Here is a 23,244-nt window from a genome sequence, read left to right as displayed (position 1 = left end):
TCGTAGGCCCCTTGCAGCGGTCTCAGTCGAGCGCCTTCGTCAGGGCGGCAACCTGCGCCGCGCTCAGTTCCAGTTCCATCGCCTCGACCAGATCGTCGACCTGATCGGCGGTGGTGGCGCTGGCGATCGGCGCGGCAATGCCGGGCTGGGCCAGCAGCCATGCCAGCGCGACCTGGCCCAGCGTGGCTTCGGTCTCGGTGGCGATGCGGTCCATCACCGGCAGCAGCCGCTTGCCCGGTTCGGCGTACTTGCGCAGGCCTTCGCCACGCGGATAGCGCGCGAAATCGGCGTCCTTGCGATACTTGCCCGTCAGGAAGCCGCTTGCAAGCCCGAAGAACGGCAGCATCGCCACGTCGTGCTTGACGCAGAACGCCTGCAATTCGGCCGGATAGGCGTCGCGTTCGAGCAGATTGTACTGGTTCTGCAGCACGCCATAGGCCGGCGCGCCGGCCGCTTCCGCCGCCGCCTGCGCCGAAGCCAGCCGGTCGAGCGAGAAGTTGGAAGCGCCGGCTTCGCGGATCAGCTTCCGGTCGAACAGCGTCTTGAACCCTTCGGCCACTTCGGCCTGCGGGGTCTGTTCCTCGTCGCGGTGCGCATAGTAGAGATCGATGTAATCGGTGCGCAGGCGTTCAAGCGAGGCCTGGCAGCGTTCGAGCAGGCGCGCAGGCGCAAGGCCGCCGGGCTCGCCGGCCATGTTGGTCTTGGTGGCGATGCGCATGTGCTTGCGCACGCCGCGCGATTCCAGCCATTCGCCGATGACGGTCTCGCTTTCCCCACCCTTGTGGCCGGGGACCCAGACCGAATAGCCTTCGGCGGTATCGATCATCCGGCCGCCGTTCTCGTAGAAGGCGTCCAGCACTTCGAAGCTGCAGTCGCGGTCGATGGTCCAGCCGAAGACGTTGCCGCCCAGGACGAGCGGGATGCCGGACAGCGAAGGATGCTTGCCGCTCATGCGAAGCGCTCCCTGAGCGCGAGGAGGGCAAGCGCGGCCTTGGCAGCCTCGCCACCCTTGTCCTTCTGTGCGGGATCGGCGCGGACGATTGCCTGCGCTTCGTTTTCCACGGTAAGGATGCCGTTGCCGATGGCGACGCCATCCATGGTCAGCGCCATGATGCCGCGCGCGCTTTCGCCGGCCACGATCTCGAAGTGGTAGGTTTCGCCCCGGATCACCACACCGATGGCGACATAGCCGTCATAGTCCCCGCTCTGGTCGGCCAGCGCGATCGCGCCGGGGATTTCCAGCGCGCCGGGAACGGTGATGACCTCGGCCTTGTGGCCGGACGCCTTGAGCGCCGCCTTGGCGCCCGCGATCAGCATGTCGTTGAGGTGGTCGTAGAAACGGGCTTCGACAATCAGGAACTTGGCCATGGCCGATTACTCCTCGGGGATCGGCCGTTCGCCGACGATATTCAGGCCATAGCCTTCGATGGCCACGACGTTGCGATGGGCGTTCGATAGCAGGGTCATGTCATGCACGCCAAGGTCGGCCAGGATCTGCGCGCCGATGCCATAGCTGCGCAGGTCCATGTCCGGGCCGCCGCTGTTGCCCCCGCGCGCCGGATCGGCTTCCGGCGGATTGAACAGCAGCACGATCAGGCCGTTGCCGGCCTTGCCCACTTCCGCCATCGCGCGCTGAAGCGTGCGCTTGCGCGGGCCTGGCTGGCCCAGCAGGTCGTGGAAAGCCGAGAAGGTGTGGACGCGGGTCAGCGTCGGTTCGCCGGGGATGACCTGGCCCTTCTGGAGCACGAGGCTTTCGGTGCCATCGACCTTGTTGCGGTAGGTCAGCAGGCGCCAGTCACCGCCGTAGTCCGAAGTAAAGGGCACCTCGGCCACCTTGCTGACCAGATGATCGTGCCGGCGGCGGTATTCGATCAGATCGCGGATCGTGCCGATCTTGAGGCCATGGCGGCGAGCGAAGGGGACGAGATCGTCCATGCGCGCCATGGTGCCGTCATCGCGCATGATCTCGCAGATCACGCCCGAAGGGTTGAGGCCGGCAAGGCGCGAGATGTCCACCGCCGCCTCGGTATGGCCGGCGCGCACCAGCACGCCGCCGTCGCGCGCGATCAGGGGGAAGACGTGGCCGGGCGTGACGATGTCGTCCCGGGTCTTGCCGGCATCGATGGCCACCGCAACGGTGCGGGCGCGGTCACCGGCGGAAATGCCGGTGGTCACGCCTTCGCGGGCTTCGATCGAAACGGTGAAAGCGGTTTCGTGGCGCGTGCCGTTGTTGCGGCTCATCAGTTCCAGGCCGAGCTGTTCGCAGCGCGCGCGGGTGAGCGTCAGGCAGATGAGGCCGCGACCGTGCGTGGCCATGAAATTGATCGCGTCGGGCGTGGCCATCTGCGCGGGGATGACCAGATCGCCCTCGTTCTCCCGATCCTCGTCATCGACCAGGATGAACATCCGGCCATTGCGCGCTTCCTCGATGATTTCCTCGATGGGAACGAGCGCCGGCGCGTCGTCGCTCTCGCTGAGGACGCGTTCCAGCTTGGCGAGTGTGTCCGCCGTGGGGTTCCAGTTCGGCTGCGTCACGTCGCGCAGGGTGTTGGCGTGGAGGCCAGCGGCACGCGCGAGGCCGGAGCGGGACATGCCGCCATCGACGATGAGTCGGCGGATGCGTTCGATGAGGTCAGTAGACATGATTCGGGTATTTCACATTGTAGTGTGTAGTGCAAGCGGGGAATGTGACATCGTAATATCGCGAAAATTTCAGTTAACTGTGTCATTAAAATCACGCGCCGAATGGGTTGCCGCTACGGCAAGGCGCGAATGCGAATTGGCCATTGACAAGGAATCCCGCTCGTTATGTCCTGTGTTCCGGGGTAGCCCACATCAACGAGGGGCACCGCTGGAGAGAGAGGTCTGAGCTATGAGGGGCAAGCTTTCCCTGCTTGTTGGCGTATGCGCGTCGGCAGTCGCAACTCCCGCCTTCGCACAGTCTGCTGGTGGATCGGCAGATACCGAAGAAATCATCGTCACCGCCCAGCGTCAGTCGGAACGCCTGCAGGACGTTCCGATCGCGGTGAGCGCGTTTACGCCTGAAGCGCTGGACAAGCAGCAGATCAAGAACACAAGCGATCTGCAATTGTCGCTGCCCAACATCACCTTCACCAAGACGAACTTCACATCGTCCAGCTTTACGATCCGCGGCATCGGCGACCTTTGCGTGGGCGTGACGTGCGACCAGGCCACCGCCATCCACCTCAATGACTCGCCGCTTTTCCAGACCCGTCTCTTCGAAGGCGAATTCTACGATCTTGCGCAGATCCAGGTTCTGCGCGGCCCGCAAGGCACGCTGTTCGGCCGCAACGCCACCTCGGGCGTCGTCGATCTGATCACGGCCAAGCCCGATCTCAGCAAGTTCGGCGCGTCGGGCGAAGCCGAATACGGCAACTATAATTCGATCAAGGTGAAGGGGATGCTGAACGCGCCCCTCACGGACACGCTTGGCGTCCGTCTCGCGGGCTTCTACCTCAACCGTGATGGCTACACCCTGAATCTCGCCAACGGCAAGCACTACGACGATCGCAACATGTATGGCGTTCGCGCTTCGGTGCGGTGGGAGCCGACCTCCAGCACGACGATCGACCTGATGGCGCAGTATTTCCGCGAAAAAGACCATCGCATGCGCATCCAGAAGCAGCTGTGCCAGCGTGATCCGACCGGAATCATCGGCTGCCTCAACGCCACGCAGGGCTATGGCGTCACCAACGGCAACAGCACGCTGGCTTCGATCCTGACGTCAAAGCAGTTCTTTGCAATTCGTGGACTGCCCGCAGGCCAACCAGGGATGCCGAATTTCGCGCTGGGCGATCTCTATGGCCCGGACAGCTATTCGGGCGTGGTCAATCCGGCCGATCCACGCGTAATCAACACGGATACCGAACCGAATTACTTTACCGACGAATGGATCGTCGTGGGCTCTCTGGATCAGGATCTCGGCAAGGGGCTGAGCCTGAAGCTGACCGGGAACTTCGAAAGCGTCCGGGTCGATTCGAGCCAGGACTACACGAACTCGATTCAGAGCCGCGCGCTGATCCAGCCGACGCTGAACACGCTGGCCGCCGCCGCGTCGGGCGCGTTGGGCGCCGGCCTTGCCACCTATCTCAAGCCGGTGGCTGACGCGTTGATGCCGAATGGCCCGACCGGCGTGATCTGCACCTCGCTGCCGGAAGAAACGGGCACGGGCGTTTACGGTGGGCACAAGTCCTGCGCCATGTCGCCGCAGGACTTCGACCGATCGGTCCAGTACAACAAGAGCTGGTCGGCGGAAGCCATCCTCAGCTCGAAGTGGGACGGCAAGTTCAACTTCCTGCTGGGCGGCATCTACAGCAAGCTGACGATGTCCGAAAACAGCTACTACGTGAACTCGTTCGGTCTCGACTACTTCGCCGGTGTGGGTGGTGCGTTCACGGCGCTCGGCTCGGGGCAGCCGCCCGCGTATCTGGCGACGCCGTTCTACCGGAATAACTCCGATTACCTGAAGGTTTCGAGCTACGGCATCTTCGGCGAAGCGTATTACAAGTTCGATGACCGCATCAAACTGACGCTCGGCCTGCGCTACAACCACGATCAGAAGGACATCATCGCCCGCACGACGGTGTTCAACTGGCTCGTGCCGAATGGTTCGGCTAACGCCTACACGTCGCCCTATTTCGGTTCTTACGACGCCGATGCCAATCTGCCGGGCAATCAGCCCTTCCAGGTTCGCAACGCCAAGTTCAACGAACTGACCGGGCGCGCGGTTCTGGACTTCCAGATCACGCCGGACAACCTCATCTATCTGTCCTATTCGCGTGGCTACAAGTCGGGTGGCATCAACCCGCCGCTTTCGCCGATCTTCGCGGTGCCGGAAACGTTTTCTCCGGAATTCGTGAACGCATTCGAAATCGGGTCGAAGAACCAGTTCGGCAAGCTGACTCTGAACCTCACCGGGTTCTACTACAAGTACAAGGATCTTCAGCTTTCCCGCATCGTCGCCCGCACGTCGGTCAACGACAACGTAAGCGCGAATATCTGGGGCCTGGAAGCCGAAGCGATCCTGCGGCCGACGCCGGGGCTGTCGGTGAACATCTCCGCCAGCTATCTCAATACGAAGGTGTCGGAAGACAAATACCTTGCCAACCCGCGTGACTTTGGCGGCGGCCGTTCCGATGCGGTCATCATCAAGGACATCACCAACGCGGCGAACTGCGCCGTCGGGGCCAATACCGCCGGCAATGTTGCCGGCGTCAACGCCTTCGTCAACACGGTCAACACCCTTATCAACGCAGGCAGCATTCCCGGCGTTGCAGCGGGTGCTGGCTTGCGGCCCACAACGTCGTTCGGCGCGGGCAGCGGGATCGCCTCGACTGGTGCCTACAGCATCTGCGCGGCGTTGCAGGCGGTTGCTGCCACCAACGGTGCGGCGTTCGATCCCAAGGGCATCAGCGTCTATACCTCGGGTATTCCGGTCAACATCAAGGGCAACAAGCTGCCCGGCGCGCCGGACTACAAGGTTGCGGCGGGCGTCCAGTACGAGATTCCGGCTGGCCGTCTTTCGATTACGCCGCGCTTCGACATCGTGCTGACGGGCACCTCGACCGGCAATATCTTCAACGGTGCCGTCAACCGGATCCCGAGCTACACCCAGATCAACGCGCAGCTGCAGATCGATGGTCCCGATCGCCGCTGGTTCATTCGCGGCTTCGTCCAGAATCTGGGCAACTCGAACCCGATCACGGGTCTGTACGTGACGGACCAGTCCTCGGGGAACTTCACCAACATCTTCACGCTTGAACCGCGCCGTTATGGCGTGGCGGCCGGTTTCCGCTTCTGATCGGGGAGGAAAGCGGAAAGGTGGAAGGCGTCGGGAGGCATGCTCCCGGCGCCTTTTCCTTTGGGTGGGACAATTTGTCCTGGCTCCTGCCCGTCGGCTTGGGGCGTGACAGGATGGGCGGGGCGCGGTAAGCGAGCGGGCGATGGGGGAACTGCGCGCCTTCTTGATCGGACATCGCCGGCTGGCGGCGATCGTTGTCGCGTTCGCGCTGCTGATGAAGGCGCTGTTGCCCGCTGGCTACATGGTGGGGCCGGCACAGGGGCAGAAAATCCTGACTCTCCTCGTCTGTGCCGATGCTTCGGGCGATCATCTCGCTCGTCAGGTTTCCCTGCCGGCGTCCGGCCAGAAGGATGGCAATTCGCCATCGCACGATGTCTGCCCGTTCGCCGGGCATGCCTTCGCGGCGCTGGGCGGGGCGGACCCCATCCAGATCGCGCTGGCGATGCTGTTCGTGCTGGCGCTGGGATTCGCGCCGGTTCCCCTGCCGCGCCTTGCGCGCGCGCGTCATGTTCTGCCACCGCCCTGCGGCCCTCCGGCCTGCGCCTGACAGCCTGAACCATCCTGTCGGATCGGCCGGGCGGTGCGGATCACGCGCCCTCGGCATGCCGGAGTACCCTTTGATGTACGAAATGTTCGACCGCTCCCATGGGCGGTCCGGCGCTTGCGACAAAGGCGCGATCGTCGTGCGCATGCGCGAAAATCGCTCGGCGCTTTCCCATGAGGCGCGTTCCGCCTTCGCCGCGCTGGCGTTCCTGTTGCTGGTCCTGTCGATCGTGCCGGTCGTCCATGGCTACTGGCTCGTCCCGGCCTTCTCGCTGGTCGCCGTTGCCGCGCTCACGTTCGCGCTGGAGCGGCACCAGAAGCAGGCGGCCGCGGCGGAAACCCTGGAAGTCGGTCCCGGACGCCTGCGTCATGCCGACAGCCACGGCCGGGTGACGGAATGCGAAGGTCCCTGGCTTTCGTTCCGGGTTGAAGCGCCGACGCCGTCTGCCCTGCGCCTGCTGGTGCGGACCGCGGCCGATGTGGTCGAGATCGGGCGCTGCCTCAGCCTCGACGAACGGCGCGCGGTGGCGCCCGTCATCGCGGCGGCGCTGGGCGCGGCAACGGAGAGCCGGCCGTGAGCGGCCTTTTCACGCTGTCGCCCGCGCGCGCCGCGCACTTGCGCCGGATTCGCCGCCGGACGTGGGCCGCCGTGGCCCTGTGCTTTGCCCTGCGCGGGCTGGCTGCCGTGCCGGGGCTGCTGCTGCCGGGCGCAGCATCCGCGCTGGGAGAAGCGGACGCCGTCTGCGTCTCGCCCGATTGCGGCCGGGGAACAGCGCATGACCGTTCCTGATCCTGACGATGCCGCTCTACCGGCAGGCGACCGCAGCCTGCGCTGGCTGGTGGTCCTGCTGGTGTCGATCGGACTGTTGGGGCTGGCATTGGTGGCGTTCGGCGGTGGCAAGGGAGCGCAGTCGGAGAACGCGGGAGCGCAAGGGGCGGGGGTCGGCGGCCCGTTCACGCTGATCGCGCCGGATGGTTCGGCGTTCTCCAGCACGAAGCTCGATGGCAAGCCCTTCGCCATCTTCTTCGGGTTCACGCGTTGCCCGGATGTCTGCCCGACCAGCCTGGCGCGGATGGCGCGGTTGCGCAAGCAACTGGGCGCGGACGGTGCCAGGTTCGAAATCGTGTTCGTTTCGGTTGATCCCGAGCACGACAAGCCAGCGGACGTGGGCCGCTATGCCGCCATGTTCGGCACGCCGATCCTCGGTCTGACCGGAACCGATACGCAACTGGCCGCTGTCGAGAAGGCCTTTGGCGTCTATGTCCAGAAGGTGCCGCAGCCTGGCGGCGACTACACCGTCGATCACACCGCCGCGATCTACTTGATGGATGCCGAGGGCCGGTTCGCGGACACGATCAACTTCCAGGAACCCGAAGCGGATTCGCTGGCCAAGCTCAAGCGGCTGGTCGGGCGAAGCTGATCCGGACCATCCATCGCCAACCACCACGGATTGCCTCTCATGATCCAGAGTTCCGCCCTCTACCGCACGATCTGGCGCTGGCATTTCTATGCCGGCCTGTTCGTGGTGCCGATGGTCCTCGTGCTTGCGCTGTCGGGATCGCTCTATCTGTTCAAGCCGCAGATAGAGCGATGGGAAGAACGCGCTTTCCGCTCCCTGCCTGCTGCGGAAACCGTTTCGCCCGACGCGCAGGGTGAAGCCGCGCTGTCCGCCTTCCCGGGCGCGCGGCTTCATTCCTATCGCCTGCCCGAACGCGAAGGCGATGCCGCGCTGGTCCATATCGCCTTGCCTGGCGGGAAGGGGATGCGCGACGTGTTCGTTTCCCCTCAGGGCAAGGTGTTGGGCAGCCTAGATCCCGAAAAGCGGATCATTGCGATCGATCGCGCGGTCCACGGCCAGTTGCTGCTAGGCAAGCGGGGCAGCTGGATCGTCGAACTGGCGGCAAGCTGGGGCATCGTGATGATTCTGACCGGGCTGTACCTGTGGTGGCCGCGCGGACGCGGTGCGGCGGGTGTGGTCTGGCCGCGGCTGATGCGCGGATCGCGCGCCTTCTGGCGCGATCTCCATGCGGTGACGGGGTTCTGGGTCTCGGGATTGGCGCTGGTGCTGCTGGTGACCGGGCTGCCGTGGGCCTCGGTCTGGGGCAGCGCGTTGAAGGCGGTGCGCGCCGAGATGGGCTGGGTGAAGGGCAAGCAGGACTGGACGATCGGTGGGCGCGCCGCCGATGCCGACGAGCATACCGGGCATGACCATGCGGCGATGATGGCGGGTGGCGATCCCATGCATGCGATGCCGGGCATGTCGCACGACCATGCCGGCGGGCCGACGCCGGTTTCGCTGACCGAGATCGTGGCGGAAGCCCGATCGCGTCACATGGCCTGGCCGGTGATCGTTTCCCCGCCCGGTGCGCCGGGGGCGTTCGGCGCCAAGCCATCATCGGCATGGACCGTGAAGGCGGACACGCAGAACCGTTTGCTGGGTGAAACCTACACGTTCGATGCGCGCACCGCGGCGCAGCTTTCGCACGAGACCTTTGCCGACAAGCACCCGATCGATCGCGTCGTGGGCTATGGCATTTCCTGGCACGAAGGCGCGCTGTTCGGCTGGGGGAACCAGTTGATCGGGGTGATGACCGCGCTGATGCTGGTGATGCTTGCGGTCAGCGGCTTCGTACTGTGGTGGCGGCGTAAGCCCGGTGGCGTGCTGGGCGCGCCGCCGCTGTCGGCCGTTCCCGCGCGCAAGCGGGGCATGGCCACGATCGCGCTGGTGCTGGCCATGTTCCTGCCGCTGCTGGCGCTGTCGATGCCGGCCATGCTGGTGATCGAGCGGCTGGTGCTGGTGCGGATCGCGCCCGCCGCGCGCTGGCTGGGTCTGGTGAGGACGGTTTAACGCCGCACCAGTTCCTCCTTTGATGTAACGTGGCCGGCCAGGTCTTCCGGATAGAAATAGACCGGCCGCAGGTCGCCTGAAACGTAACGGTTCACCTGATCGGCGAAGTGGGGCGAGGCCGGGTGGCCGCTTTCGCCCCCGGTGCTGACGGCCCTGGCTTTCACGCGCGGGCCGAATTCCACCACGGCGACGAAGCTGTTGCCGCGCGTGCCGTAATAGCGCTTCGTGCCCGGATAGCGCTGTGCGCCGAACGCGGCGAGCGAGCCCCATTGCGCGGACGTGAAAGGCACGGGCGTGCTGGGCTTCGCATCGTCGAAGGTCTGGCGGATCGCGCCGTCGTTGCGCTGGTAGCGATTGATTTGGCCCCAGGGCACGCGCCAGTCACCGAAATCGGTCTTGAGCCGGGCAGTCGCTTCGTCCAGCGCGGCCAGCCGCTGGGTATCGGTGGCGTGATCGGCCATCCAGTCCCACACCGTGATGCCCGAACGCTTGGCCTCGTCCGCGCCTTTTGCCCAGAGCGCTTCGCCCCAGAACACGGCAAGGCTGGTCGCCGTGGAATCGAGCGCCCAGCGCTGGTCCCAGCCGCGCAGCAGCGCCACCGGTTCCGCGCGCGCCGGGTCGGGGGCCTTGTCATGCGCGGCGATCAGGCCGGGCAGCAGGCGCGTGAAGGCGGGCAGCCATGGGTCGTAGGCGGCGGCGATCAGGCGATCGGGCGTGAAATCGGAGCAGGCGGACAGCACCCTTTCCGCATGGGCGCCGCGCGGGTTTTCGCCCACCTGATCCATGTAGCGGGGAAAGGCCTTCGCTTTCGGGCTGTTCGCCCCGGCAGCGGTCCACGGCCAGTTGTTGACGTTGAACGCCCAGCCGTTCTTCGGGTTCACCACTTGCGGCAGATTGGACAGCGCGTGCAGCCCCTTCCAGTCGGTCGCGGGATCGCTGCCGTCGACCGGATGGCGATAATCGAAGCGGTCGTCGCGCACGGGCACGAACTGCGGGTGGAGGTAGGCGATCTCGCCCTTGTCGTCGGCGAACAGCGTGTTGTTGGAGGAATTGGCCTTGCGTTCGGCCACTTGCAGGAAGTCCGCCAGATCGTGCGCCTTGGTGCGCAGGAAACTCTGTTCCAGCGCGGGCACGGGTTTGTTCATCAGCGCGAAAGCGATCCACTTGCCGTCCGCCTCGCGCACGATCGGGCCGTGGTGCGTGGCATAAGTGGTGAAGGTGCGCGTGCCCATCGCGCCATCGGGCTTGCGGAAGGCGAGCGTGACCGGCTTGACCGTCACTTTGCGCAAGGCGCCGCCATAGCGGTAGTAGAGGTCGCCATCGGGCGAGGGCGCGATCGTTTCGGCGAACTCGTCGACATTGTCGATGCCGCTGGAGGTATGCATCCAACCGGCATGCTGATTGAACCCCTGGTAGATGAAGAACTGCCCCCAGGTGGACGCGCCATAGACGTTCAGGCCTTCGCCGCTGGTCACCTGCTGTTCGGAGCGGAAGAAGAAGCTGGTGTGCGGATTGATCAGCAGCAGCGCGTGCCCGTCCTGCGTATGCGACGGCGCGATTACCATGCCGTTGGAGCCCTGCGGTTCGCGGAACTGCGTGCCGCGTTCCAGCGCGGTCATGGCGATGGCGCGCTTTTCGTAGAACGCCTGCAACTGGCTCAGCGGCACGCTTTCGATATCGCCGCCGATGCTGCCTTCGGTGAAGCTGAGCGCCATCCACGGTTCGAACCGGGTGAGCACGCGCGGCTTCACCTCCGGATGGTCGGTGAGGAAGGCGTTGAGGCCGGCGGCCCAGGCGTCCATCAGCGCTTTCAGCCACGGCGAACTGGCGGCGTAATCGGCCTTCAGCACCTCCGGATCGATGAACAGGCGCTGGCGCAGGTCCGACCACAGTGCGCTTTCGCCCTCGGCCTCGGCCAGCCGGCCCAGGTTGGTGAGGTAGTTGACCTCGATCCGGTTGAAGTCGTCCTCGGCCTGCGCATAGATCATGCCATAGACCGCGTCGGCATCGGTCTGGCCGGTGATGTGGGCGATGCCCCAGTCATCGCGCTGGATCACCACGTTGCGCGGTGCCTCGGCGGCGCTGGCCTGCGGTGACCATGCGCCGAACAGGGCCAGTGCCGCCGAGGAGCCGAAATACGCCAGGCCGATGGAACGCCGCATCTTGTCTTGCCCCTCTGGTGTCTTGAAGCCGGTTGGCTTCGTCGCACGCGCGAGGCCATTGGCCAAGTGTGGATTCCGATCAGGCCAGCGTCATCAGACTGGCGTTTCCTCCGGCCGCCGTGGTGTTGATCGACACGGACTGTTCGCCCACCAGCATCGCCCGCGCATAGCCGCCGGCGGCGCAAGGCGCTTCGGCGGTCACGATCGGCCCGGGCAGCGCGGCGAGCGCCTGCTGCACGGCCGTCACGAAAGCGCTGTCCCCGTTAACCAGCGCGCGGGCGAACGGCCCGGCTTGCCGCCAGTCCGCCGGTGCCAGCACCCGGTCCGCCAGCGCGGAGGGCAGGGACGGCACCAGGGCGGGATCGGCGATGACGGCCGCGTTGCTGTTTGCCGTCGCCGCCTCGATCTGTTCGGCCAGGGCGGCGCTGTTCTGCGCGAACAGGATCACGCGCCCGGCTGGGCCGATCCGGTAGAGGTTGTGTTCGCCCACCGGGCCGGGCAGCACGACCTCCGCATCCACCGGGAACGGCAGCGCGGGGCGCGGCTGGACAAGGCGTTGGAGATAAAGCGGTCCGCCCGCCTTCGGCCCGGTGCCCGATAACCCATGCCCTCCGAACGGCTGAACCCCCACCACCGCGCCGATCACGTTGCGGTTGACGTAGATGTTGCCGACATGGATGCGGCTGGTGACGCGCGCGATCGTATCGTCGAGCCGGGTGTGGAGGCCGAAAGTCAGGCCGAAGCCCCAGGCGTTGATCGCGTCGATCAGCGCGTCGATGTCCTGTCGGCGATAGCGGATCACGTGCAGGACCGGACCGAAGACTTCCTGTTCCAGATCGGACAGGGCTTCGAGTTCGATGATCGTGGGCGCAACGAACGTGCCGGCCCGCGTTTCATCGGGCAGCGGCAGGCGCTCTACCGTGCGCCCGCGCGCGCGCATGGCCTCGATGTGCGCCTCGATCCGTGCCTGCGCCTCGGCGGTGATGACCGGGCCGATGTCCGCCGCCAGCCGGTCGGTGTGGCCGATGCGCAATTCGGCCAGCGCGCCCTTGAGCATAGCGAGCACCCGGTCGGCCACGTCTTCCTGCAGGCACAGCACGCGCAGCGCGGAGCAGCGCTGTCCTGCGCTGTCGAAGGCCGAGGCAATGACATCGGCCACGACCTGTTCGGCCAGCGCGGAGGAATCGACGATCATCGCGTTCTGCCCGCCGGTTTCGGCGATCAGCGGGATTGGGCGGCCGGTGGCGGAAAGGCGGGTGGAAAGCTGCTTCTGGATCAGGCGGCCGACGTCGGTGGAGCCGGTGAACATCACCCCCGCCGTCTCCGGTGCGCCGACCAGCGCTGCCCCGATCGCGCCATCGCCGGGTACGAACTGGAGCACGTCCGCCGGCACGCCCGCCGCGTGCAGCAGGCGCACGGCTTCGGCCGCGATCAGCGGGGTCTCCTCGGCGGGCTTGGCCAGCACGGGATTGCCGGCGACGAGCGCGGCGGCGACCTGCCCGGTGAAGATCGCCAGCGGGAAGTTCCATGGGCTGATGCAGACGACCGGCCCCAGCGGCGTGCTGCCGGCAAGGTCGCTGCGGGCGCGAACCGCGTAGTAGCGCAGGAAATCGACAGCCTCGCGCACTTCGGCCACGGCGTTGGGCACGGACTTGCCGGCTTCGCGCACGATCAGCGCGAGCAGATCGGGCATCGCCGCTTCCAGCGCATCGGCGGCGCGCTCCAGACACGTCGCGCGCGCGTTGATCGGCGTGGAAGCCCAGGTGGCGGCCGCGCCGGCGGCGATGCGGACCGCTTCGCGCGCGGCTTCGGCGGTCACATCCGCCACGGTGCCGACGGTGTCATCGTGCTCGGCGGGATTGCGTACCGGCCGCGCCGGAAGCGTGGCGAGGCGTGGGGAGGGCGCGGCGTGGGCCGGCTCGCGGCTGGCGGTGGCGAAACGTTCGGCCAGATCGGCAAGCACGGCCTCGCTGGAAAGGTCCACGCCCTTGCTGTTGCGCCGGCCGGGATAGAGCGCGCCGGGCAGCGCGATGTTCGGGTGCGGCGCGCCGGGAATCGGCATGGCGCGGACCTGCTCGACCGGATCGGCGATGATCTCCTCCACCGGCACGGTCTCGTTGGCGATGCGGTTGACGAACGAGGAGTTTGCGCCGTTTTCGAGCAGGCGTCGGACAAGGTAGGCCAGCAGCGTTTCATGCGTGCCCACCGGGGCATAGATGCGGCAGGGGCGGTCCAGTTTGTCCGCGCCGACGACTTCCTCGTACAGCGGTTCGCCCATGCCGTGCAGGCACTGGAACTCGTAAGCTCCGATGGCGAAGTCCGGCCCGGCCATGGCGTGGATCGTCGCTAGCGTGTGCGCGTTGTGCGTGGCGAATTGCGGGAACACCGCGTCGGGGGCGTCCAGCAGGCGGCGCGCGCAGGCGATATAGGCGACATCGGTGTGGACCTTGCGGGTATAGACCGGGAAATCGGCGAGGCCATCCACTTGCGCGCGCTTGATCTCGGCATCCCAGTAGGCGCCCTTGACCAGCCGCACCATGATTCTCCGGCCAGACCGGCGCGCCAGCGCGATGATCCAGTCGATCACATGGGGGCAGCGCTTGCCATAGCCCTGCACCACGAAGCCCAGGCCGTTCCAGCCGGCAAGATCGGGATCGAGCGCCAGGCTTTCGAGCAGATCGAGCGAGAGTTCGAGACGGTCGGCTTCCTCTGCGTCGATATTGAGGCCGATGTCGAACCGCTTGGCGAGTTCGCACAGGCCCTTCACGCGCGGCAGGAGTTCAGCCATCACGCGATCCGCCTGCGCGCGGGCGTAGCGCGGATGGAGCGCGGAGAGTTTGATCGAGATACCGGGGCCTTCGACGATGCCACGCCCGGCCGACGCCCGGCCGATGGCGCGGATCGCGTTCTGGTAATCGGCCAGGTAGCGGGCCGCGTCCTCCGCCGTCATCGCGGCCTCGCCCAGCATGTCGTAGCTGTAGCGAAAGCCTTTCGCTTCCAGTTCGTGCGCGCGTTCCAGCGCTTCCTCGATGGTGCGGCCGGTGACGAACTGTTCGCCCATCATCCGCATGGCCAGATCGACGCCGCGCCGGATGATCGGTTCGCCGGCGCGGGCGATCAGGCGGGTCAGCGCGTTGCCGAGGTTGCGGTCGTCGACGCTGGCGGTGAGCTTGCCCGTAACCACCAGCCCCCAGGTGGCGGCGTTGACGAACAGCGATCGGTTGCCACCGATATGGGCGCGCCAGTCGCCACCGGCGATCTTGTCGCGGATCAGGGCGTCGCGTGTGGCGTCGTCGGGAATGCGCAGCAGGGCTTCGGCAAGGCACATCAGCGCCACGCCTTCCTGCGTGGAGAGCGCGAATTCCTGCACCAGCTGGTCCACGCTGCTGCCTTTGGGCCGGGCGCGCAGGGCTTCGACCAGGCGGCGGGCCAGCGCGCTCGCTTCGGCGCGGGCCGCATCGGACAGGGTCGCCTGTGGCAGCAACGCGGCGATGCAGTCATGCTCGGGCCAACGATAAGCGGCGGTGATCGCCTGGCGCAGCGCATCCTGTTCGCGGATGGGCGGGGCGAAATCGGCGAAGGGCGGGCGCGTGGTCATGGGGCGAACCTCTGGAACGGGATGAGATGATCCTAACAGAAGTGCGAAAGGCAATCTGGCTTATTTTGCGCGTCTGAAATAGGAGGAGAGGGGAAATTTACGGAATGAAAGGGTGATATGCCTGACGAAATCGATATGGAAAGGCAACTTGACCAGTTCGATAAACGCATCCTCGATGTACTCGGGCGCGAGGGGCGCTTGCCCGTGACCGAACTGGCCGAACGCGTCGGGCTTTCGAAAACGCCGTGCCAGGTCCGCCTGAAACGGCTGGTGGATGACGGCGTCATCACCGGCTTCCGCGCGGTGATCGACCCTGCGCGGCTGGGGCTGGATCACATCGCCTTCACCGAAGTGAAGCTGTCGGACACGCGCGAACAGGCGCTGGCCGAGTTTAACCGCGGGGTGAAGGCGATCGCGGAAGTGGAGGAATGCCACATGATAGCGGGCAATTTCGATTACCTGCTGAAAGTCCGCACCGCCAACATCGCCCGGTTCCGCGCCGTGCTGGGCGAGAAGATTTCCCGCCTGCCGCATGTTTCGCACACGTCCACGTTCGTGGTGATGGAAGCGGTCAAGGATCTGTCGGGCCGCGCGCCCTGAGCTGAACGATAAGGCCGTGCGCGGGAGACGGCCGGTTTTCCAGCGTCAGCGACAGGCCATAGGCGGTCGCGATGTCGTGCGCGATGGCAAGGCCCAGGCCCGATCCGGGCTTGCCGGGATCGAAGCGGCTGCCGATTTCGAAAGCGCGGGCGATGTCGCCGACGGCAAGGCCGGGGCCATCGTCGATCACGCGGACGCTGCCGTCCTCGCCAATCACCAGTTGCACCTGGTTTTCAGACCACTTGCCCGCGTTGTCGATGAGGTTGGAAAGCAGTTCGGACAGGTCCACCGGATCGACCGGCCACGCCGCCTCCGGTCCGGCGTGGTTGACGAGATCGAAGCTCTTGTCCGGGTGCAGCCGGCGCATGGCGGAGAGGATCGGCGCCAGCACGTCGGACAGGCGGCTGATCGCGCCGGGTGCGCCCGATCCGGCGGCGGAGCGGGCGCGGGCGAGCTGGTATTCGATCTGCTGCGCCATCAGCCGGGTCTGTTCCAGCAACACCGCGGCGGAGACGGAGGTGCCACCATCCTGCGCCAGCCGTTCGGCCTCGTCGGTGATGACCGCCAGCGGCGTGCGCAGCGCGTGGGCGAGGTTGCCGGCCTGCACCCGCGCGCGATCGACGATCGCGGTATTGTGGGCGATATAGGCGTTGAGGTCGTCCACCAGCGGCGTGATCTCCACCGGGTAATGGCCGTCCAGCCGCGCGGTGGCGCCGGCGCGCAGGCGCGAGGTCGCCTGCGCCAGCCGGTCCAGCGGACGAAATCCGAACTCCACGATGAACAGGCCCGTCGCCACCAGCGCCACGGCTAGCGCCAGCAGCCACAGCGTCAGTTCGCGCGTGAACCGGGCGATGGTTTCGTCGAGTAGGCGCTGGTCGGTGGCGATCACGAAATGGATGTCGCGCCCGGCGGGGCTCTTGCGGATCAGGCCATAAGTGATGGCGGGGCCAGTCGGCCCGTTGTCGAGCCGGTGGACGATAACCGGGCCGTGGGCCACGTCCTCGTCCAGCGCGCCGCGCGTCATCGAGGCGGAGCGCAGGATCATGCCCCGGTCCACGCTGACTTGCCAGTAGAAGCCCGAAAGCGGCACCAGATAGCGCGGATCGGACAGCGGGCGGGTGAGTTCGATGTGTTCGCCGGGGCCGATCTTCACCAAGCCGGCCAACTCGCGGACGTGGACGTCCAGTTCCTCGTGGTACTGTTCCTCGATGTGCTTGGTGAAGACGCGCGTGGCCGAGAACCAGATGCCGCCGATACCGAGGCCGACCCACACGAGGACCGCCAGCAGCACGCGGGCGCGCAAGCTGTTGAGCAACCCGCGCGCGCCGGGGAGGGGGGCGTGATGCGTCATCGTTCGAACCTGTAGCCCAGCCCGCGCAGCGTGGTGATGCGGTCGCGCCCGATCTTGCGGCGCAGGCGCGAGACCAGCACTTCCACCGCGTTCAGTTCCCGCTGGCTGTCGAGATCGTAGAGATGCTCGATGATATCGCCCTGTGACAGTACCTGTCCGGGCCGGCGCAGGAACAGTTGCAGCAGACGGAATTCCTGCTTGCTGAGCAGCAGCGGCTCGCCATCGCGCAGCACCGTGCGGCTGACCGGATCGAGCCGGATGCCGGCTTCCTCCAACCAGGGATCGTGCTTGCCCGCGTGGCGGCGGAACAGCGCGTTCAGCCGGGCCAGCAGTTCCTCGAACCGGACGGGCTTGACCACGAAATCATCGGCGCCGGCGTTCAGCCCCTCCACCTTGTCTTGCCAGCTGCCGCGCGCGGTGAGGATCAGGATCGGGCATTCGACGCGGCGCGCACGCCAGAAGCGCAGCAGGTCCATGCCGGTGCCGTCTGGCAGGCCAAGGTCGAGCATCACCGCCGCCATCTTGTCCATGTCCGGCCAATCTTCGCCCTCCGCGCGGTTGCGGGCGACATCGACAGCAAAGCCCGCGCCGCGCAGGCGGTCGGACAGGCGGCGCGCCAGTTGTTCGTCATCCTCGACCAGCAGCAGCCGCATCGTTGTTGTCCTTCTCCTCCGCCGATCGGTGAGCAATCGCGAAAAAGCTGTCAGTATTCTCCCAAACTGACAAGCTCCTGTCAGGTTCGTGGCTATTGCCCCTGATATGGACAAGCGGATTCTTGCAGGCGGCGTGGCTGCCGTCGTTCTCGCCGGCGGTGCTTTCTGGTGGAGTGCCAGTCGTGCGCCGGCTCCCGAAGCAACGGAAAGCGCGGCGGAAAAAGCCGGCGCGCACGCGCTGACGGCGGCGCAGATCGAACGCCTTGGCATCCAAGTGAAGCCGGCGGAAGACGCCGGCGCGCTGCCGATCGGTTCGGTGCCCGCGCAAGTCAACCTGCCGCCCGAAGCACGCGTGGCGGTGACCACGCCGTTTGCCGGAACCGCAGTACAGGTTCTGGTGATCCAGGGACAGGCGGTTGCGAAGGGGCAGGCGCTGGCCGTGGTGCGCGCGGCGGAGCCGGTGCAGTTCGGCGCCGAACTTGCGCGATCCGAAGCCGATCTGGCGCTGACACGGGCCAATGCCAACCGGCTTTCGCAACTGGCGCGTGAAGGCGTCGTGGCTGGCGTCCGCGCCGACGAGGCCAGCGCCGCGCTACGCCGCAGCGAGGCGAGCGTGCGCGAGAACCGCCGTCTGCTGGCACTGGCCGGCGCGGGGCGGGATGGTACGGTCACGTTGCGCGCGCCTATTGCGGGACGCGTGGCAACGGCGGCGATCGAGACCGGCGCGGCCGTGGGTGGGGGCGCGGCGCCGTTCGTGATCGAGAACACCGCGGCGCTGCGGCTGGACCTGCAATTGCCCGAACGGATGGCGGGGCAGGTGCAGCCGGGCATGGCGGTGCAAGTGCCGCTGGAGGGCGGCGCCATGGTGACAGGCCGAATCCTGTCGGTCGGCGCTTCGCTCGATCCAATGACGCGCTCGATTGTGGCGAAGGCCAGCCTTTCGGCCTCCGACGGGCTGGTGCCCGGCAAAGGCGTCACCGCGGTGATTGGCGGCGCATCGGGCGCCAGCGGCGTGGCGGTGCCGGTCAGCGCGGTCACCCGGATCGACGGACAGGATTACGTCTTCGTGCGCAAGGGCAATGCCTTCGAGCGGCGCAAGGTGGCCGTCGCCATCGAAACCGGTGGGCGGGCGGTGCTGTCCGGCGGAATCCGGGTCGGGGAACAGGTGGCGATCACCGGCGTGACCGAACTCAAGTCGCTGGCGGGGCAGTAAGGCGATGCTGCGGAGGCTGGTCGAAAAGGCGCTGTCACTGCGCCTCGTGATGATCGGGCTAGCGCTGGTGCTGGCCGGCGCGGGGGCGTGGTCTTTCGTCAACCTGCCGATCGACGCCTTTCCGGACATCAGCTCCACGCAGGTTAAGATCATCCTCAAGGCGCCGGGCATGACGCCCGAGGAGGTCGAAAGCCGGGTGATCGCGCCGATCGAAATGGAGATGCTGGGCATCCCCGATCAAAACGTGCTGCGCTCGGTCGCCAAGTACGCGATTGCGGACATCACGATCGACTTCAAGGACGGCACCGATATCTACTGGGCGCGGAACCAGGTGGCGGAGCGCCTGAACGGGGTGATGGGCGACCTGCCCGATACGGTGACCGGCGGCCTCGCGCCGATTTCGACACCGCTGTCCGACATGTACATGTTCACGCTGGAAGGGCCGCAAAGCCTTGCCGAAAAGCGGCGGGCGCTCGACTGGATCATCCGCCCCGCGCTGCGCACGGTGCCCGGCGTGGCCGATGTCAATTCGCTGGGCGGCCACGCGGAGACTTTCGAGGTTTCGCCCAATCCGGCAGCTATGGCGGCGGCGGGGCTGACCGTTTCCGACCTCACTACCGCGATCGAGGGCGGCAACCGCAACGATGGCGCGGGGCGTCTGGTCACTGGCGAGGAAGCGCTGATCGTGCGCTCCACCGGCGCGATCCGCACGCTGGACGACCTTTCCTCCGTGGTCGTGCGTTCCTCTCCCGCCGGCATCGTGCGCGTGAGCGATCTCGCCAAGGTGCGGATCGGCAGCCTGACCCGCTATGGCGCGGTAACGCGCGACGGCAAGGGCGAGGCGGTGGAAGGCCTCGTCATCGGCCTGAGGGGCGCGGATGCGTCGAAAGTGGTGCAGGGCGTCAAGGACCGGCTCAACGAGATCGCGCCCAGCCTGCCCAAGGGCATGTCCGTGTCGGTGTTCTATGACCGGTCCGAACTGATCGGGCACGCCGTTGGCACGGTCGAGGAAGCGTTGCTCGAAGCGACCGTGCTGGTGATCGTGCTTTTGCTGCTGTTCCTGGGGGATGCGCGCGCCTCGGTCATCGTTGCGTTGGCGCTGCCGATGGCGGCGCTGCTCACGTTCATCTGCATGCGGGCGATCGGCCTCACCGCCAACCTGATGAGCCTGGGCGGCCTCGCCATCGCTGTGGGGATGCTGATCGACGGCGCGGTGGTCGTGGTGGAGAACGTGGTCGAGCGCCTTTCGGACGAGAGACATGCGAAATCGGGCAAGCTCTACAACGTGCTGGTAGCCTCGGCCGAAGTGGCAACGCCGGTCGCTTCGGGCATGGCGATCATCGCGCTGGTGTTCCTGCCGCTGCTGACGCTGGAAGGGCTGGAGGGCAAGCTGTTCTCTCCCGTGGCGCTGACGATCGTGCTGGCGCTGCTGTCGGCGCTGGTGCTGTCGCTGACGCTGGTGCCGGTGCTGGCTTATTACGTGCTGAAAGTGCGGCTGGGCCATCACGAGCCATGGCTGATGCGCCAGCTTGGGCCGCGCTATGCCGCGCTGCTGCAAGCCGCATTCGGACGCAAGCGGCTGGTGTTCTCGATCGCGGGCGTCTCTCTGCTGCTGACGGGCGTGGCCTATGCGGTGACCGGCAAGACCTTCCTGCCGACGATGGATGAAGGCTCGGTGATCGTGCAGCTCACCAAGGTGCCGAGCATTTCGCTGCGGCACAGCCTCGAAGACGACATGAAGGTGCAGCGGGCCATCCGGGCGAAAGTGCCGGAAGTGACCGAAGTGATCGCCCGCACCGGTTCCGACGAACTGGGCCTCGATCCGATGGGCCTCAACGAGACCGACAGTTTCCTGAAGCTCAAGCCGCGCAGCGAATGGCGCGTCAACGACAAGGACTGGCTGGTAGAGGAAATCCGCAAGGTCATGGAAGACCTGCCGGGCATCCAGCCGACGTTCACCCAGCCGATCGAGATGCGCATTTCCGAAATGCTGACCGGCGCGCGCGGCGATCTGGCGATCAAGCTGTTCGGCCCGGATATTGGCGAGCTTTCGCGCCTGGCCGCGCAGATCCAGCAACGCCTCCAGACCATCCCCGGCACCAGCGAGGCGGTGACCGTGGCGAACGACAAGGTGGACTACCTCCAGTTCGACATCGACCGCGCGGCGGCCGGGCGCGTCGGAATGCCGGTCAACGACCTGCAGGACGCGATGCGCGCGCAAGTGGAAGGCGTGCGTGCGGGCGTGGTGGCCGAAGGCGTGCGGCGCGTGCCGATCGTGGTGCGCGGCGATAGCGGCACGCAGGACGCGGGCGTGCAGTCCTTCGCCGATCAGCTCTACCGTTCGCCGTCGGGCCAGTTGGTGCGCGCGAGCGATGTGGCGAAAGTCTCGCGCGTGGAAGGGCCGGTCAAGCTGGAGCACGAGAACGGCTCGCGCTTCGCGATGATCCAGGCGTTCGTTTCGGGGCGCGACCTTGTGGGCTACGTGGACGAGGCCAAGGCCGACATCGCGCGCAACGTAAAGCTGCCGGCGGGATACCGGATCGTCTGGGGTGGCCAGTTCGAGAACCAGCAACGCGCTTCGGCCCGGCTGGCGCTGGTGCTGCCGATCTCGCTCGCGATGATCTTCGTGGTGCTTTATGCCACGCTGCGATCTGTGCGGGCCTCGCTGCTGATCCTGGTCAACATTCCCTTCGCGATGGTCGGCGGGATGATCTCGCTGGCGCTATCGCGGCAGTATCTTTCCGTGCCCGCCTCGGTTGGCTTCATAGCGCTGCTCGGGATCGCGGTGCTGAACGGCCTCGTCATGGTGAGCCATTTCCGCCAGTTGCGCGAAGGGGGGATGCCGCTGGCCGAAGCGGTGCGGCGCGGGGCGGAGCGGCGGCTGCGGCCGGTACTGATGACCGCCACGATCGCCGCCTTCGGCCTTGTCCCGCTGCTGTTTGCGACAGGGCCGGGATCGGAAATCCAGAAGCCGTTGGCGATCGTGGTGATCGGCGGGCTGATCTCGTCCACGCTGCTGACGCTGGTCCTGCTGCCGATCCTGTACGAGCGTTTCGGGGAATCGCGGGCCGAGCGGGAGGCGGGCGATCGCGTTGCCCTTGGCGGGGAAGAGGGGGAGGCGGTCCATGCGTAAGCACGTTCTGCTGGCGCTTCCCGCGCTTGTGGCGGCCTTGCCCACGCTGGCGGCGGAACCGGGCCTGCCCGAGACCGAGGCCGTGCGGGCCGCGCTCGACGCGCATCCCAGCGTGCAGGCGGCGGACGCGCGGGTCGACGCCGCTCGCGCCGAGGCTGGGGCTCTGCGGCGGGGCACGCAGGAGTTCAATCTCTACACCAGCTACATGAGCCGCACGGTCGACCGGGAGGGGCGCTACAACGAGTTCGACGCGCAATTGACCCGGCCGGTGCGCCTGCCCGGCAAGGGGCGGCTCGACCGGCAGATCGGCGACCTCGGGATCGAGGCCGCGCAAAACATGGCCGAGGACGCGCGCCATCAGGCGGCGCTGGTGCTGGCGCAGGAATGGTGGGACTGGCTGGGCGCGGCGGAGGAAGCCAAAGTCGACCGGCAGGCCGTCAGCAATCTGGAAGCGACGCTCAAGGCCGTGCAGCGGCGTGTGGCGTTGCGCGATGCCGCGCAGCTGGAGGCCGATCAGGCGGCGGCCGCGCTGGGCACGGCGAAAGTCGCCGCCGCGCAGTCGGCGGGGCGGGCGCAACTCGCCCGCGTGCGGCTGGCAACCCATTTCGCCTCGTTGCCCTTGCCGGTGGAGGCGCCCGAAGTGCCACGCCCGGTCATGCCGGGCGAGAGCCTGGAAAGCTACGGCGCGCGGATGTTCGTGCGCAGCCACGAAATCGCGGCGGCGGAGGCGGAACTGCACAAGCGCGAAGCCATGGCGGAGCGCGTCCGGCAGGACCGGCTGGCCGACCCCAGCGTGGGCGTGCGCCTGTTCTCCGAACGCGGCGGCATGGAAAAGGGCGCGGGCGTGATCTTCTCCATGCCGATCGGCGGCGGGCATCGCACCGCGCTGGCCGATCAGGCCGATGCGCAGGCGAATGCCGCGCGCGCCGATGCGCTGGCCGCGCGCATGGCGGTGCAGGAAACCGCCAGCGGTGACATCGCAGAGGTCCGCTTCCGGTACGAAAGCTGGCAGCGCGCGCGCGAGGCGCTGGATGCGCAGGTGGCGGCGCTGGTGAAGCTGCGCCGTGGGCAGGCGGCCGGCGAGATCGATCTGTCCGACGTGCTGTTCGGCGAGCGGCAGGTGCAGGACGCGTTCCGCGCCGAAGCCGCCGCACGCACCGAGGCAATGCGGATGCTCACGCGCATCCGCATCGACAGCCATGAACTGTGGATCGGCGATGCGGAGGATGCGGCGAAGCAATAGCGCTGGCAGGTCTTTCGAGGGCGCTGGAAAGCCCACCCCCAGCCCCTCCCGCAGGCGGGAGGGGAGCGAGACTTGCGT

At 66.8% G+C, this 23,244-nt stretch carries 17 protein-coding genes; 10 read left to right on the top strand and 7 right to left on the bottom strand.

What is annotated here, in order from left to right; all coding sequences use genetic code 11:
• Positions 1–22 precede the first annotated feature (22 nt).
• The 3 genes from FA702_RS04035 to ribB are packed head-to-tail and all read right to left on the bottom strand — an operon-like array spanning position 23 to position 2,643.
• On the bottom strand, positions 23–952 hold the full coding sequence (locus tag FA702_RS04035) for an aldo/keto reductase (protein WP_136955137.1): 930 nt from the start codon (positions 950–952) through the stop codon (positions 23–25).
• On the bottom strand, positions 949–1,368 hold the full coding sequence (gene ribH, locus FA702_RS04030; RefSeq protein WP_136955136.1) for a 6,7-dimethyl-8-ribityllumazine synthase: 420 nt from the start codon (positions 1,366–1,368) through the stop codon (positions 949–951). The genes FA702_RS04035 and ribH overlap by 4 nt, the downstream gene beginning before the upstream one ends.
• A 6-nt stretch (positions 1,369–1,374) precedes the next feature.
• Positions 1,375–2,643, bottom strand: a complete 1,269-nt coding sequence (ribB, locus tag FA702_RS04025) for a 3,4-dihydroxy-2-butanone-4-phosphate synthase (protein WP_136955135.1) — start codon at positions 2,641–2,643, stop codon at positions 1,375–1,377.
• A gap of 229 nt (positions 2,644–2,872) precedes the next feature.
• Here ribB and FA702_RS04020 point away from each other — a divergent pair, with 229 nt between their 5' ends.
• The 6 genes from FA702_RS04020 to FA702_RS04000 all read left to right on the top strand — a co-directional run bounded on the left by FA702_RS04020 (position 2,873) and on the right by FA702_RS04000 (position 9,213).
• Positions 2,873–5,821, top strand: a complete 2,949-nt coding sequence (locus FA702_RS04020) for a TonB-dependent receptor (RefSeq protein WP_136955134.1) — start codon at positions 2,873–2,875, stop codon at positions 5,819–5,821.
• Between the two features lie 163 nt (positions 5,822–5,984).
• A complete protein-coding gene (locus tag FA702_RS22700) occupies positions 5,985–6,368 on the top strand; it encodes a hypothetical protein (protein WP_168195986.1) in 384 nt (127 codons plus the stop codon).
• Between the two features lie 73 nt (positions 6,369–6,441).
• Positions 6,442–6,942 (top strand): DUF2244 domain-containing protein, encoded by a 501-nt coding sequence (locus FA702_RS22695; RefSeq protein WP_168195985.1) that lies wholly within the window; start codon positions 6,442–6,444, stop codon positions 6,940–6,942.
• The gene (locus FA702_RS04010; RefSeq protein WP_136955132.1) at positions 6,939–7,154 is read left to right on the top strand and encodes a hypothetical protein; all 216 of its coding nucleotides are present in this window, start codon (positions 6,939–6,941) and stop codon (positions 7,152–7,154) included. Before FA702_RS22695 ends, FA702_RS04010 begins: the two co-directional genes overlap by 4 nt.
• Entirely contained in the window at positions 7,141–7,785 is a 645-nt protein-coding gene (locus tag FA702_RS04005; RefSeq protein WP_136955131.1) for an SCO family protein, read from the top strand. Before FA702_RS04010 ends, FA702_RS04005 begins: the two co-directional genes overlap by 14 nt.
• A 39-nt stretch (positions 7,786–7,824) precedes the next feature.
• Complete coding sequence (locus FA702_RS04000; protein WP_136955130.1) at positions 7,825–9,213, top strand: PepSY domain-containing protein; 1,389 nt, start codon at positions 7,825–7,827, stop codon at positions 9,211–9,213.
• On the opposite strand, the gene FA702_RS03995 is transcribed toward FA702_RS04000, so the two are convergent.
• Positions 9,210–11,375 carry a penicillin acylase family protein gene (locus FA702_RS03995; RefSeq protein WP_136955129.1) on the bottom strand — a complete coding sequence of 722 codons (2,166 nt, stop codon included), beginning with the start codon at positions 11,373–11,375 and terminating at the stop codon, positions 9,210–9,212. The genes FA702_RS04000 and FA702_RS03995 overlap by 4 nt on opposite strands.
• A gap of 79 nt (positions 11,376–11,454) precedes the next feature.
• Positions 11,455–14,973: a bifunctional proline dehydrogenase/L-glutamate gamma-semialdehyde dehydrogenase PutA gene (gene putA / locus FA702_RS03990; RefSeq protein ID WP_136955128.1), complete on the bottom strand. Its 3,519-nt coding sequence runs from the start codon at positions 14,971–14,973 to the stop codon at positions 11,455–11,457.
• A gap of 117 nt (positions 14,974–15,090) precedes the next feature.
• Between putA and FA702_RS03985 the strand changes: the two genes are divergently transcribed.
• Positions 15,091–15,573, top strand: coding sequence for an Lrp/AsnC family transcriptional regulator (locus FA702_RS03985; protein ID WP_136955127.1), 483 nt, complete (start codon positions 15,091–15,093; stop codon positions 15,571–15,573).
• On the opposite strand, the gene FA702_RS03980 is transcribed toward FA702_RS03985, so the two are convergent.
• Positions 15,545–16,924, bottom strand: a complete 1,380-nt coding sequence (locus FA702_RS03980) for a sensor histidine kinase (RefSeq protein WP_136955126.1) — start codon at positions 16,922–16,924, stop codon at positions 15,545–15,547. The two genes, FA702_RS03985 and FA702_RS03980, sit on opposite strands and share 29 nt — an antisense overlap.
• Positions 16,921–17,577: a response regulator transcription factor gene (locus FA702_RS03975; protein WP_136955125.1), complete on the bottom strand. Its 657-nt coding sequence runs from the start codon at positions 17,575–17,577 to the stop codon at positions 16,921–16,923. The genes FA702_RS03980 and FA702_RS03975 overlap by 4 nt, the downstream gene beginning before the upstream one ends.
• A gap of 133 nt (positions 17,578–17,710) precedes the next feature.
• Between FA702_RS03975 and FA702_RS03970 the strand changes: the two genes are divergently transcribed.
• From FA702_RS03970 to FA702_RS03960, 3 genes are read left to right on the top strand one after another with little or no spacing between them, the layout of a single operon-like run.
• On the top strand, positions 17,711–18,790 hold the full coding sequence (locus tag FA702_RS03970; protein WP_168195984.1) for an efflux RND transporter periplasmic adaptor subunit: 1,080 nt from the start codon (positions 17,711–17,713) through the stop codon (positions 18,788–18,790).
• A gap of 4 nt (positions 18,791–18,794) precedes the next feature.
• Entirely contained in the window at positions 18,795–21,923 is a 3,129-nt protein-coding gene (locus FA702_RS03965) for an efflux RND transporter permease subunit (protein WP_136955123.1), read from the top strand.
• Positions 21,916–23,166 (top strand): TolC family protein, encoded by a 1,251-nt coding sequence (locus tag FA702_RS03960; RefSeq protein ID WP_136955122.1) that lies wholly within the window; start codon positions 21,916–21,918, stop codon positions 23,164–23,166. The genes FA702_RS03965 and FA702_RS03960 overlap by 8 nt, the downstream gene beginning before the upstream one ends.
• Positions 23,167–23,244 lie beyond the last annotated feature (78 nt).

It is taken from the genome of Novosphingobium sp. EMRT-2, assembly GCF_005145025.1.
GTDB lineage: Bacteria > Pseudomonadota > Alphaproteobacteria > Sphingomonadales > Sphingomonadaceae > Novosphingobium.
The sequence above is the reverse complement of the archived record's forward strand: the minus strand, read 5'-3'. Positions and strand labels throughout refer to the sequence as shown.